Annotated in this window: 12 protein-coding genes; 8 read left to right on the top strand and 4 right to left on the bottom strand. The window is 64.3% G+C overall.

Annotated features, from left to right (window positions below; translation table 11 throughout):
• Window position 1: 1 nt before the first annotated feature.
• Entirely contained in the window at window positions 2-1,150 is a 1,149-nt protein-coding gene (locus A3736_RS15520) for a serine hydrolase (protein WP_067684802.1), read from the bottom strand.
• Window positions 1,151-1,179: 29 nt separating this feature from the next.
• Between A3736_RS15520 and A3736_RS15515 the strand changes: the two genes are divergently transcribed.
• Complete coding sequence (locus tag A3736_RS15515; RefSeq protein WP_082851548.1) at window positions 1,180-1,527, top strand: hypothetical protein; 348 nt, start codon at window positions 1,180-1,182, stop codon at window positions 1,525-1,527.
• An 882-nt stretch (window positions 1,528-2,409) separates the two neighbouring features.
• Here A3736_RS15515 and mnmA read toward each other — a convergent pair.
• On the bottom strand, window positions 2,410-3,573 hold the full coding sequence (gene mnmA, locus A3736_RS15505) for a tRNA 2-thiouridine(34) synthase MnmA (RefSeq protein ID WP_067684796.1): 1,164 nt from the start codon (window positions 3,571-3,573) through the stop codon (window positions 2,410-2,412).
• A 114-nt stretch (window positions 3,574-3,687) separates the two neighbouring features.
• Between mnmA and A3736_RS17745 the strand changes: the two genes are divergently transcribed.
• The 6 genes from A3736_RS17745 to A3736_RS15475 all read left to right on the top strand — a co-directional run bounded on the left by A3736_RS17745 (window position 3,688) and on the right by A3736_RS15475 (window position 10,985).
• Window positions 3,688-4,023 (top strand): hypothetical protein, encoded by a 336-nt coding sequence (locus A3736_RS17745; protein ID WP_197465635.1) that lies wholly within the window; start codon window positions 3,688-3,690, stop codon window positions 4,021-4,023.
• Window positions 4,020-4,319 carry a DUF1153 domain-containing protein gene (locus tag A3736_RS15495; RefSeq protein ID WP_067684792.1) on the top strand — a complete coding sequence of 100 codons (300 nt, stop codon included), beginning with the start codon at window positions 4,020-4,022 and terminating at the stop codon, window positions 4,317-4,319. The genes A3736_RS17745 and A3736_RS15495 overlap by 4 nt, the downstream gene beginning before the upstream one ends.
• Window positions 4,320-4,491: 172 nt before the next feature.
• Window positions 4,492-4,758, top strand: a complete 267-nt coding sequence (locus A3736_RS15490; protein ID WP_067684790.1) for a GlsB/YeaQ/YmgE family stress response membrane protein — start codon at window positions 4,492-4,494, stop codon at window positions 4,756-4,758.
• A gap of 273 nt (window positions 4,759-5,031) precedes the next feature.
• Complete coding sequence (locus tag A3736_RS15485; protein ID WP_067684789.1) at window positions 5,032-6,237, top strand: efflux RND transporter periplasmic adaptor subunit; 1,206 nt, start codon at window positions 5,032-5,034, stop codon at window positions 6,235-6,237.
• Window positions 6,238-6,271: 34 nt separating this feature from the next.
• Window positions 6,272-9,697, top strand: coding sequence for an efflux RND transporter permease subunit (locus A3736_RS15480; protein ID WP_067684787.1), 3,426 nt, complete (start codon window positions 6,272-6,274; stop codon window positions 9,695-9,697).
• Between the two features lie 82 nt (window positions 9,698-9,779).
• The gene (locus A3736_RS15475) at window positions 9,780-10,985 is read left to right on the top strand and encodes a DUF445 domain-containing protein (protein ID WP_067684990.1); all 1,206 of its coding nucleotides are present in this window, start codon (window positions 9,780-9,782) and stop codon (window positions 10,983-10,985) included.
• A 19-nt stretch (window positions 10,986-11,004) separates the two neighbouring features.
• Here the strand turns inward: A3736_RS15475 and A3736_RS15470 are convergent, their stop codons facing one another.
• Window positions 11,005-11,922, bottom strand: coding sequence for a TonB family protein (locus tag A3736_RS15470; RefSeq protein WP_067684785.1), 918 nt, complete (start codon window positions 11,920-11,922; stop codon window positions 11,005-11,007).
• A gap of 32 nt (window positions 11,923-11,954) precedes the next feature.
• Window positions 11,955-12,650, bottom strand: coding sequence for a hypothetical protein (locus A3736_RS17740; protein WP_067684783.1), 696 nt, complete (start codon window positions 12,648-12,650; stop codon window positions 11,955-11,957).
• 104 nt (window positions 12,651-12,754) lie between these two features.
• Between A3736_RS17740 and A3736_RS15460 the strand changes: the two genes are divergently transcribed.
• The coding region (locus A3736_RS15460) for a transposase (RefSeq protein WP_197465634.1) at window positions 12,755-13,033 on the top strand (279 nt) is incomplete at its 3' end.

The raw sequence follows: 13,033 nt of genomic DNA, 5'->3' as shown, positions 1-13,033 counted from the left end.
CTCAGCTTTCCGGATACAGCTCGATCACATCGGCGGCCTGTTGCAGCATCGCTTCGCGTTGGGGTGCGTCGGAATGGCCCAGCCGCACCATCGTCACCTTCTTGCTCGGCGAGATCAGGACATATTGGCCCATATGGCCGATCATCGCGAACAGCGAATGCGGCGCGCGGTCGGGGAAGAGCGGGTGTTCGGCCCCGGTCATGCCTTTCACCGGGCGATTGAGCCAGGTCTGGAAACCGTATTGAGGACTCTCCGGACTGGGCGTCACCATCTTTTCCACCCAGGCGCGCGGGACCAGCTGGGTGCCGCGATAGGAGCCCTTGTTGCGCAGGAAATCGCCGAACCGGGCATAATCGCGCGCGGTCGCATGCATCAGGCTTCCACCGATCAGCGTGCCCGCTGCGTCGAATTCGGGCACGATGGATGTCATCGCCAGCGGTTCGAACAGCCGCGCCTGGAGATAGGTCGCCACTGCCCGGCGGCGGATATCGGGATCCTCGCTATCGGTCAGCGCCCGCGCCGCAATATCGGCGAGGATGACGGTGGTGTTGCTCGAATACTCGAACTTGCTGCCCGGCTCGGCCTCGAGCGGCTGTTCCTCCGCCCAGCCGGCCATATCGTCGCGCCCGTCGAGGAAGAGCATCCGGACTTCGCTCGATTCGTTCGGAACCGGGCCCGCCTCGGTATGATCAAGGCCCGAACGCATCTGGAGCAAGTGCCGCAGCGTGATCTCGCTGCGCGGATCGCCGGGGCGCTGCCAGCCGGGAACGGGGGCGGGCTCGTCCAGTCGCAACCGCCCGTCCGCCACCAGCATCCCGATCATCACCGCCGTGATGGTCTTCGCCATCGACCAGCTGACGAAGCGCGTGTCCGCGTCGTAACCCGGCGCATAGCGTTCGGCCGCGATTTCGCCGCCATGCATCAGGACGACGGCGCGCGTTTCCCCCAACCCCTCCATCGTGAACAGATCGTCCACCTGCCGGGCAAGCTGACGAGTCGGCGCGCCGGGATTTTCCTTGATCGCGCCAAGCGCTTCCTCGCTCAACGGCGGCTCGCCCACCGGCTCCGCATGGCCGCACCCGGTCAGGCCGAAGGCGAGGGTTGTGGCAAGGGCGAGGGAGGCGATAAGGGGCTTGGGCCGCACGAACATGCGGCGTCACTCGCACGGAGATTTCCCGCTTGGCAACGCCTAAATCCCGCATGACGCAGAAGCGCCGCGCCTGGCCGTGGATCGCTCTGGCAGCGCTCGTGCTGCTGGCGCTGGGGTGGTGGTATGTGCGCGACAGTTTCAGCGGCAATGCCGAAGCCGGCACCGCCTATGCCGCGCGCGTCGCCTGCTCGTGCCGCCAGGTCGCAGGCCGCAGCCTTGAGGATTGCGAGAAGGACAAGCTCGATGGGATGGAGATGATCTCGCTGAGCGAGGACGAAGAGGCGCGCAGCGTCACGGCCAGCGTCCCCCTGATGGCCAGCGCGACCGCACGATATAAGGAAGGCTATGGCTGCGTGCTGGACCCCTGGGAGGACTGAGGCGGTTCGAGGCGGCAGTCGGACAGATTCGGCGGCGGAGGTATTGGCGGCATCGGAGGGGGCAGAGGCGTTCGGGCGTTCTTTGTTCCCGGCAGGCACGCTTTGCGGCTTCATTCAGTTCCGCGGTTAAGCCGCTTTCCCTTCGATATTGCTCGATTTGCGCTCGATCTTCCGCCGAACAGATCGGCCTGCGCTTTATCGTCTGTAAGCGGCGCATCGTGGCGACTCCGCATGATCGAGCGATCTCAGGCGGGGCCTGAACGGGCCGATCCCTGGAGCAGCCGACGCCGAGATATACGCCTTCCGGTTCGCCGACCCTCATTTCGTACTCCTCGCCACCATTGCGCATCCCCACGGCAAGATAGCCTGCGCGATCGCGGTGGACGCTGGGGATGCCGAGGACCAAAGGGCCGGGCCGATCGGATCTTGCGTCCTGAAAGCGCAGGCAGCCGTCGATCAGCACGATACGGCCGGAATAGGATGGCGGTCCTTCGAGGGTACAGACCGTAATCCGCTTTTCGGGGACATTCTCCCACCGCTCCCGAGGTACGCCGCGCAAGAAGCGCGCGACGTCGGGAGCGATGGTATCGCCTGAGGTCTGTCCGATCATGCTGCCGGGAGGGGCACGTTCCGCCAAGACTCTCGGTGCGTCGGTGACGGTGCCGAATCCCGAAGGCTCCAGGCGCATCCCGACTGTCGGGGGCGCATCCGCCGTCACGCCCGGCACAAGCATTTCCACAACCAAACGCGGCGGCGGGCCGAACTCGCCGTACCACCAGCGATTGGGGACGAAATAGAGGACGAAGGGTATCGCGATGAAAGCTGCTAGCAGGATCAGCGCAAGCGGCGGCATGGGTTTGCCGCGCGGCGCGCCGCGTCGGCTCATGCAGGCTCGGTCGAATCGATCCAGCCGCCGCCGACTACGCGCTCACCGTGATAGAGGACGGCGGCCTGGCCCGGTGCAACGCCGTATTCTGGATTGGCGAAGCGGATCGTGACCGCCGCGTCGTCGCCCAGCGGGCCTTCGAGCATTACCGGAACCGGCTTGGCGAGACTGCGGACCTTGGCGGTCAAGTGCTCCGTCGGCAGCGGGCCGATGCGATTCGTCTCGACGATCCGCGCGGACCCAACCGCGAGCAGGCGTTTGGGGCCTACGCGGACCTCGCGCCGCTCCGCATCGATACCGACCACGTAGAGCGGTTCGGGCTGGCCGCCGATCTCCAGGCCCCGGCGCTGGCCGACCGTGTAATGGACGACGCCCCTGTGCTCGCCCAGCGTCTCGCCGGTTTCCGCATGGACGATCGCGCCCGCCACGCCGCCTTCGGGGCGCATCTTCTTGACGATCTTGGCATAATCGCCGTCGGGCACGAAGCAGATATCCTGACTGTCGGGCTTGGCCGCGTTGCGCAGGCCTGCCGCCTCGGCCAGTTCACGCACCTCGCTTTTGGGCAGGCCGCCGAGCGGGAAGCGCAGATAGGCGAGCTGATCCTCGGTCGTCGCATAGAGGAAATAGGACTGGTCGCGCGCCGGATCGTGTGCGCGGTGCAATTCCGGTCCGGCCTCGCTATCCACGCGGCGCACGTAATGGCCGGTGGCGAGGCAATCCGCCCCCAGCTCGCGCGCCATCGCGAACAGATCGGTGAATTTCGGGCCTATATTGCAGCGGATGCAGGGCACCGGCGTGCGCCCGGCGAGATATTCGTCGGCAAAGGTTTCGACCACATCCTCGCGGAAGGCGCTTTCATGGTCGTGGACGTAATGGGCGATGCCGAGTCGGTCGGCTACGGCGCGCGCATCGGCGATATCGTCGCCCGCGCAGCATGCGCCCTTGCGACCCGTCGCCGCGCCGTAATCGTAAAGCTGCAAGGTGATGCCGATCACGCGTGCACCGCTCGCGGCGGCCAGCGCAGCGACGACCGAACTGTCGACTCCGCCCGACATGGCGACCACGATCGTGCAGTCCGCGGGCGCGCGGGGAAGATCGAACAGGGCGGCTGCGCGCTCAGGCGCGAGGGCTGGGGAAGGGAAGGAAACCGGGGCGTTCATGATCCGGCGGCCCTTACACGTCGCAGCCGGTTTGCGAAACCGCCCGCACGCCAAATCGCGGCACCGAGAAAGGTTTCACGGATCGTTTACCACGCGGCCCTATAGACTGAGGCCATGTTCGAGGGGCACATCAAACCATCCGGGCTGGACGAAGCCCAGGAATCGTCGGTTCTCCGCCATCTGCGCTGGACCGATCTGGTCGCGCGGCTGGAAGCGACTCGCGAGCTGCGACGCGAATTGTCGCGACCCCGCCCCGCAAACTTTACCGCGTTCAGCGTCCATCTCGGTGAAGCGCCGTGCGGTGAGCCAGCGGCGGGCGAGACCGGGCGAAAGGATCGTGACGACAAACGGGGCGTTAACCACGATGTTTTAAGCCGTGGCAAATTCAGCAGGCGTAGACCGGTTGCAGTCGCAAACGACGCGGCGCTTGGCGATAGAGACGATACATGATGCAGAACCAGGATATCCGCCCCGCACAGGTAATCGGCCCGCTCGGCGAGCCGCTTTCGCTGGCGGATCTTCCCTCGCCCAAGACCAAGCGCTGGGTGGTAAGGCGAAAGGCCGAAGTGGTTGCGGCGGTCAATGGCGGCCTGCTGACGATCGACGAAGTGCTCGAACGCTATGACCTCACGCTGGAAGAATTCGCCTCCTGGCAGCGCGCCGTCGATCGTTCGGGAATGCAGGGCCTCAGAGTAACCCGGATCCAGCACTATCGCGATCTCTACGAACGCCAATTGAAATACTGACCGAAAACCGCCGTTTCGCGGTCCGAGAGGTTTCCGGAGCGAGAGCTCGGGGAACCTTTCGTCGTTTCGAAGCCTGTTCAAGCATGACTTCCGCGCTCCCCCGCGGATCACCGCATGATCGAGACGCACATTGTGGTGCGATCCGGCGGCGGATTTGAACAGGAGGATTGTTATGGGTTGGATTATCGCTCTTATCGTCGGCGGCGTCGCTGGCTGGCTCGCGAGCATGGTGATGAACCGCGATGCTTCGATGGGTATCTTCTGGAATATCGTCGTCGGCTGCATCGGCTCGGTCATCGGCAACGCGATCGCGGGTCCGCTTCTGGGTGTGGGCGGCAGCGTTCAGGAATTCTCGCTGACCGGCCTCATCATCGCCATTGTCGGCGCGATCGTGCTGCTTGCGATCGTCAATCTGATCCAGCGCGGTCGCGTGCGCTAATCGCACCCGCGCCATACGGCTCATGAAAGGGCGGCGGTCTTCGCGGACCGCCGCCCTTTTTCGCGTGCCAGTCGCGTATCGGGCGTTTGTCGTTGGCAGGAAGGAATGGCCCCCCTGTCGAGCATCGCATTGCCCTATCTTCGCGCGAGGAGTACGGCATTGTGCACTAACGCAGCGGCATGCCCGGCTCCCGAAGCCACGGCGATGGCTTGCGGTGGCTGACTTATCCGTATAACACACCCGCCATTGAAGCGAGGCTGGACGAGCGATCCGATGAATTACGAAACCACCGTCAAGGGCTCCGACAGCCGACCGTATGCGACCGCCCAGGCCGGCGAAGCCGATGCGATGGATGTGGACGATACGGCGGAAAGCCGGAGCAGCCGTCGCCGCCTGATCATCGTCCTTCTCATCGTGGCCGTCGCCATTGCGGGCTTTTTCGCCTGGCGCAGCTTCGGTGCGGACAGCGCGCCCCCGTCGGATCCCAATTCGCAATTGCCGACCGTCACTGTCATCGCCCCCGGCCAGACTACCGTTGAAGGGACGATTACCGCCACAGGCACGCTCGCCGCGCGGCGCGAAACGCCGGTCGGCGTGGTTGGCGAAGGGGGTCGGGTGGTTTCGGTCGCGGTCGAAGCGGGCGACTGGGTACGCCAGGGCCAGGTCCTCGCAACCATCGACCGTTCGGTGCAGAATCAGCAGGTCCGCAGCGGCCGCGCGCAGATCGAGGTCGCACGATCCGAAGCCAATCTGGCCCAGGCCAATCTCGACCGCGCGCTTCAGCTGGTGGAGCGCGGCTTCGTCTCGAAAGCGGATGTCGATCGGCTGACTGCGACGCGCGATAGTGCGGTCGCGCGGCTCCGCGTGGCCGAAGCGCAGGTCGGCGAATTGCAGGCGCGCAACGACCGGTTGAACATCGTCGCGCCCGCAGCGGGCCTGGTGCTGGACCGCAATGTCGAACCCGGCGCCGTGGTCGGCGCGGGATCGGGCGCCCTGTTCGTGCTGGCGCGCGGCGGCGAGATGGAAATGCTGGCTTCCGTCGGCGAAACCCAGCTTGCGAGCATCGGTGTCGGTGCACCCGCGACTGTGACACCTACAGGATCGGACCGCTCCTTCACCGGGCGGGTCTGGCAGGTTTCGCCCGTGATCGACCCCCAGAACCGTCAGGGCACGGTTCGCATCGCCCTTTCCTATGCCGAGGGCCTTCGCCCCGGCGGCTTCGCCACCGCCGAATTGCAGAGCGGCACGGTGGTCGCGCCGGTCCTCCCCGAAAGCGCGGTCCTGTCCGACGACGAAGGCCCGTATGTCTATGTCGTCGATTCCGACGATACCGCGCAGATTCGCCGGGTGGAAACCGGCATGGTCACGCCGCAGGGAATCGTCATCGATAGCGGCCTGACGGGGCGCGAGCGCATCGTGCTGCGCGCCGGCGGCTTCCTGACCGAGGGCGAGACCGTTCGCCCGCAGCTGGCGCGCTGATGCCCGGCAAGACCGAGCCCGATCGAGTAACGTTATGAACTTTCGCAACATCTCCGCCTGGTCGATCCGCAATCCCGTGATCCCGCTGGTGGCGTTCACCGCGCTGCTGCTCGCAGGCATCCTCAGCTTCGCGCAGATGGACGTCGTGAATAATCCCGACGTCGAATTTCCCGCGGTCAGCGTCTCGATCTCGCAGCCGGGCGCCGCGCCGACGGAAATCGAAAACCAGATCACCCAGCGCGTCGAATCGGCGATCCGCTCGATCAACGGAGTCAAATCGCTCAATTCCACGGCGAGCGAGGGCAATTCCAACACTTTCGTCGAATTCGAAATCGGGACCGATCCCAATGACGCGGCGGTCGAGGTCGCGAATGCGATCGACACGATCCGCGGCAGCCTGCCGGACGGCATTCTGGAACCGCGCGTCACCAAGCAGGAAATTTCCGGCGGCTTCCTGGCGATCTATGCCGTCGAAGCCGACGATATGACGATCGAGCAGTTGAGCTGGTTCATCGACGACACGATCGCCAAGCGCCTGCTCTCGGTCGAGGGCATGGCGGAGGTCAATCGCTTCGCAGGCGTTGATCGCGAGATCGAGGTGATTCTCGATCTGCCGCGGATGCAGGCCTACGGAATCACAGCGAGCCAGATCAATCAGGTCCTGCGCCAGACCAATATCGATGCGGCGGGCGGCGCCACCGAGGTCGGAGGCACGCGCCAGTCGGTTCGCGTGCTCGGCAGCACCGAAACAGCCTATGAACTGAGCCAGCGCCAGATTCAGCTCGGCAACGGCACGTCGGTGCGTCTGGCCGATGTCGCCACCGTGCGCGACGGGTATTCGGAGCGGACCTCGATCAGCAAGGTGCGCGATCGCGAGGTCGTCAATTTCGGCATGAGCCGCGCCAAGGGCGCCTCCGACGTCACCGTCTTCGCCGCCGCAGAAGAGGAAATCGCCGCGATCGAAGCGGAAAATCCCGGCATCCGCTTCATCCCGCTGTTCAACACGGTCGAATACACCGAAGAACAATATACCAGCTCGATGCGGGCGATGATCGAAGGCGCGATCCTGGCCGTGGTCGTCGTGTTCTTCTTCCTGCGCGACTGGCGGGCGACGGCGATTTCCGCCGTGGCGATCCCGCTGTCCGCGATCCCGACCTTCTGGTTCATGGATCTCCTCGGATTCAATCTGAACACGCTTTCCTTGCTCGCCCTGGGCCTGGTGGCGGGCGTTCTGGTCGACGATGCCATTGTCGAGATCGAGAACATCGTACGCCACATGCGCATGGGCAAGAGCGCCTATCAGGCCAGTATCGACGCCGCGGACGAAATCGGCCTGCCCGTGGTGGCGACCAGCTTCTGCATCGTCGCGGTGTTCCTCCCCGTCGGCCTGATGCCGGGTATTCCAGGCCAGTTCTTCAAGAATTTCGGCATCACCGTCGTCATCGCGGTGCTGATGTCGCTCGCGGTCGCGCGTATGATCACGCCGATGCTTGCGGCCTATTTCCTGAAAGCGCACGGCCATGCCGAACATGGCGAGGGCGCGATGATGGACCGCTATATGCGCGTGCTCAACTGGTCGCTCGACCATGACAAGGCCAAGCGGATGCGGGCAACCTATGCCGATGTCGCCGCGCAGCCTGCCTATTACGCGCTGTCGATCGTCGCCGCGCTGGCAGCGGCCTGGTTCGTGATCACGACCTTCTTCATGGCGGACGGCGGGGACATGGTGCTGAACTTCATGTTCGGCATGCTGTCGCTGCTGATCGCCGTGCCGCTGGCGTTCTTCGTGGGATTATTGGCGACGGCGCTAATCGGGTCCGTATTGGGATCGCTCAGCAGCGCCAGCACCGGTTTTCTCGCCTGGTCGAAATTCATGATGCGCCGCCTCTGGGCGCGGCTGCACGATCACCGTGTGTGGATGCTGGGCGTGGGCTTCGTAGCGCTTTTGCTGACCGGGCTCTTGTTCGTCATAACGCCATCGCAATTCCAGCCGCTGACCGATAGCGACAACAGCCGGATCGAAATCGAGATGGTGCCCGGCACCACGCTGGAGACGACCGAGCGCGTGGCCGATCGGGTCGCAAAACTGCTTTACGAACAGCCCGAGGTAGAGATCGCGCTGGAACGCGTGCGCGAAGGCCAGGCGACGATTTACATCACGCTGAAGGAAGATCGCGAGAAGAAGTCGGTCGAATTCGAACGCGATCTCGCGCCGACCTTGGCACAGATCCCAGATGCGCGCGTCCGCTTTGCCTCGCAATCGGGCGGTTTCGGCAGCGGGCGCGACATAACGGTGATGCTGGCGGGCTCCGATCCCGAACTGCTCGAACAAACGGCGGCGACGCTGGTCGAGCAGATGAAGGGGATCGACCTCCTAGTCGCGCCGCGTATCAATGCCGATATCAACCGGCCCGAACTGATCATCGAGCCGCGCCCCGATCTCGCCGCCGAGCTGGGCGTTACGACTGCCGCGATCAGCCAGACGATCCGCATCGCGACGCTGGGCGAGATCGAGCAGAACGCGGCGCGCTTCTCGCTGTCCGATCGCCAGATTCCGATCCGCGTCAAACTGCCCGAACAGTCGCGCGAATCGCTGACCACGATCGAGAATCTGCCCGTCCAGACCCGCAATGGCGGCAGCGTGCCGCTGGCGCGCGTGGCGGATATCAGCTTCGGTTCGGGGCCGACGACGATCCAGCGCTACAACCAGAATCGCCGCGTGCTGGTGGGGGCCGATCTCGGCCAGGGCGTGATCAAGGGCGATGCGCAGAAACTGATCGACGAATTGCCGATCCTTCAGGATCTGCCCCAAGGCGTGATCCGCGACGTGGTGGGCGAGGACCAGTGGCAGCAAGAGATGATCAGCAGCCTCATCGTCGCCATCGTGGCCGGGTTCTTCCTCGTCTTCGCGGTGCTGGTCCTGCTCTACAAGCGCGTGATGAGCCCGCTGGTCAATATGACCTCGCTCTTGCTGGCACCGCTGGGCGGCATCTTCCTCGTCTGGATTACCGGCCAGCCGCAATCCATGCCGGTCTATATCGGCACGCTGCTCTTGCTCGGGATCGTGTCCAAGAACTCGATCCTGCTGATCGATTTCGCCATCGAAGCGATGGCTGCGGGACAGCGCAAGTTCGAAGCGATCATGGATGCGGGCCATAAGCGTGCCCAGCCGATCGTGATGACTACCGTCGCCATGACGGCGGGCATGGTTCCGGTTTCGCTGTCGGGCTATATCGGCTCTGGCGACGGAGCATCGCGCGCGCCGATGGGCACGATGGTGATCGGAGGGCTGATTATGTCGACGCTCCTGACGCTGCTGATCGTGCCCGCAGGCTTCAGCCTCGCTGACGGAATCGAGCGCCGGCTCGGCCCGTGGATGCGCAATCGCTTCCTGACCTATCGTCCCGGTGACGATCAGCGAGACGGCGGAACCGAGGCGGAGACTGCTCCTGCCGAGTGACCCCAATGGCGGGCGAACGGGGCCTTCAGGCCTGCGACGCGTGGTGCGCGGCGAGATCGTGACGCAAGACCGCGCGCGCAGGATGCGCTGGACCGCGACTGGGCTGCTTATCCTGATGGCGTTCGTGTTCGTGCTGTCGGGCCGTTATCTCGATGCGCATCCCGCCTGGGGCTTCGTCCATGCCTTTTCGGAAGCGGCGATGGTGGGCGGCCTTGCAGACTGGTTCGCCGTGACGGCCCTGTTCCGCCATCCGCTCGGCCTGCCGATACCGCACACTGCCATCATTCCCGAAAACAAGGATCGCATCGCCGATACGATGGCGGGCTTCCTGCGCGAAAACTTCCTTACTGCGCAGGTCGTGGCGCGCCGCATGGGCGCGATGAATCTGGCGGGCGCAGTGGGCAGCTATCTGTCCGATCCGACGTCGAGCCGCGATTCGCGCATCCGGGCGGGCGCGAGCGAACTCTTCGTGGAAGTGCTCGAATCGCTCGATCCCGAACGCCTGGGCACGCAGGTGCGTGCTGGCCTCGCCGCCCAGCTTGAGAAGCTCGACATCGCGCCGCTGATCGGCGGCATGCTCGACGCCATGATCGCCGATGGACGCCACAAGCTCGTGATCGACAAGATCATTCGCTGGGCGGGTCTGGTCCTCGAAGACAATGAGGAATTGGTGCGCGACATGGTGTCGAAACGCGCCAACGCAGTGCTGCGCTTCACCGGTCTCGACGAAAGACTGGCGACCTCGGTGATCGACGGCCTCTACAAGCTTCTGGCCGAAGTGCTGGTCGATCCCGATCATCCGCTGCGCGACAAGATCGAGGAAGGCCTGCAGGATCTGGCCCACGGCCTGCGCCACGATCCCGAAATGCAGGCACGAGTCGAGCGGATGAAAACCGAGCTCATCAACAATCCGGCAGTGGGCGAATGGTGGCAGGGTGTGTGGGAGCGGGTGCGGGCCCGCCTGATCGACAGCATCCGTTCTTCGGGCGGCAGCGGCGGCTATATCGGGCAGACTCTGGGCGAGCTGGGCGCCGCCCTACGCGACGATCCGCGTTTGCAGCAGCAGATCAATCGCTTCGCCCGCAGGACGGCGGTGGGCATCGCCACGCGCTATGGCGATCAGATCGTCCAGCTGGTGTCGGAAACCGTGCGCCGCTGGGACGCGCGCACTTTGACCGATCGCGTAGAAGGCGCCGTCGGCCGCGACCTTCAGTTCATCCGCATCAACGGCACGCTGGTCGGCGGGCTGGTGGGCGTGACGATCCATCTGGTGAGCGGGCTGTTCTGACCGATTTTGGCCGTCTGTCTCAGCCTGGCCACGTATACATCGGCCCCGAACGCATCGTGTAGCGCAGCCGGGTCGTGTAGAACGACGCCATGGGCTGCCCTTCCTCGTCGATCGCCGGTTCGAAGATCGCGCGCTGCCGTATGTCCGTGCAGGCCGCGTCGCCGAAGCTTTGGGCCACCGTCATGTTGGTGACCACGCAATTCGTGACCGCGCCATTTGCATCCACCATGACCCGCAGATGCAGATCGGCCTGTTCCCCGTTGCGAAGCGCCCGATCCGGATACTGGTCGATCAGGATGCGCTCGATCAGCGGCAGGTTCGTGAGGCGCGGGCCGACCGCCCGTTTCGCATGCCGATCGAGATCGACACCCCAGGAGGTGACGAGATCGTTCATGCACGCATTCATCGACCGGAAAAGCGGAGCGAGCGCGCCGGTCTCAAGCGCGATTGTGCCAATGCGGGGCGCGTCGATTTCGAGCGAGGTGAGGCCGTCCACCCGCTCGGGATCGAGGCTCGGGAGCCCGAGCTTGCGTGCGCGATCTTCCACTGCGGGCTGGGGGCGGTCGGTCCGTTCCTCCGCGATTTCGCCATCGCTGGTCAGCGCGGTGCCATACCCGTCCAGAGACATCCCACGGACCGAAACCTGCGTCCATTCCCCCGTCGAGCCGTAGCGCCACGAGGCTTCGGAATTCTTCCGCAAGTTCTTCAACGGTTTGCCGGCGACGATCCAGCGCAGCTGCGAATCGGGTGCATATTGTTCGAAGAACAGCACCGTCCGCTCATCGCCTTCGCCGAAGAAGCGCCCGATGCGGCACCGTTCCTTCTCGTATTCGAGCACCCACTTGCTCGACGGGGCGAGCGACAAACTTTCCTGCGCCGAAGCGGGCGTGCCGACAAGAGGAGCGACGCAGAGCAGCGTCAGGAAGCATGACCGCATGACATGAGCTTTCGTTTTACGTTGCATCGCCCTCAGCCCGGCATGCGATAGAGGATTCGCGTGACATAATAGCTGGGCACGGCCGTCCCGGTGGCATCGGTGGCGGGGGCGAACCGCGCGCTTCGGCTGAAGATTGTACAGGGATGGCGGCTCATGTCGAAATTGTCCGCTATGGTCTGATTGATCAGGGCGCATTTTTCGACGCTGCCATTCTCGCCAACGGTAAGGCGGAGATGGAAATCGGCTTGCGCACCGCTACTAAGCGCTTTCAATGGATAGCTGCGCAGGATCTGATCGACGACGTTTTTCGGGTTGAGGAAATTGGGAGGGCGAACGACCTCGCGCTGACGATCCACGTCGAAGCCCCAATGTTCGACCAGATTGGCCATGCAGAGGTTCAACGCTTCGAGCGGTTTCTTCATGTCGCCCAGATTCAGACGAATATCGTCGGGCGAACTGCGGCCGATATCGAGATAGGTGATGCCCTCCGCCTCATCGGCGTACAGGTGCGGCAGTCCGCGCGGATCGGCATCGTAGTCGCGGTCATCCTCCTCGCGCTCGTCTTTTGCGCCCTCCTGGAGCACGACCGATGAAACGGACCGAACTACGGTGCCGAAATCGCCGAAAGTCGATGGCAGGAAGTCGAAGGCTTCGGCATCGCCGCCAGGCCCGAAGGCGAAGGACGCCGAACGCCGCGATCTGTAGCTTTTGACCGCGTCGCCCGCCACCAGCCAGGAGACCTTCGTTGAGGGATCCCACTGTTCTAGGTTTCGTGGACAAAGCTTGACTGTGGACTCGGACCTTGATTCAAGGCTGGCTTTTGGAGGCAGCCTTGGGCGAGCGGATTGGCGTTACGGACGAAGAGTGGGAAGTGATCGGGCCGCTGCTGCCACCTGAGCGGGGTCGTGGCTGCCGTCCGGCGCAGGACAACCGCCCCTATTTCGAAGGCATGATGTGGATCGCGCGGACCGGAGCGCAGTGGCGTCACCTGCCGGATGAGTATGGCAAGTGGAACAGCGTTTTCCGGCGCTATCGACGATGGGTTACGACCGGCGTGTTCGATGCCATGCTGGAGACGCTGGCGGAACTGGCGGGGCGCGACACAGCCGCC

The sequence above is a fragment of the Erythrobacter sp. HI0063 genome (genome assembly GCF_001635685.1).
Classification (GTDB): domain Bacteria; phylum Pseudomonadota; class Alphaproteobacteria; order Sphingomonadales; family Sphingomonadaceae; genus Qipengyuania.
This window is presented reverse-complemented; position numbering and strand designations above follow the sequence as displayed.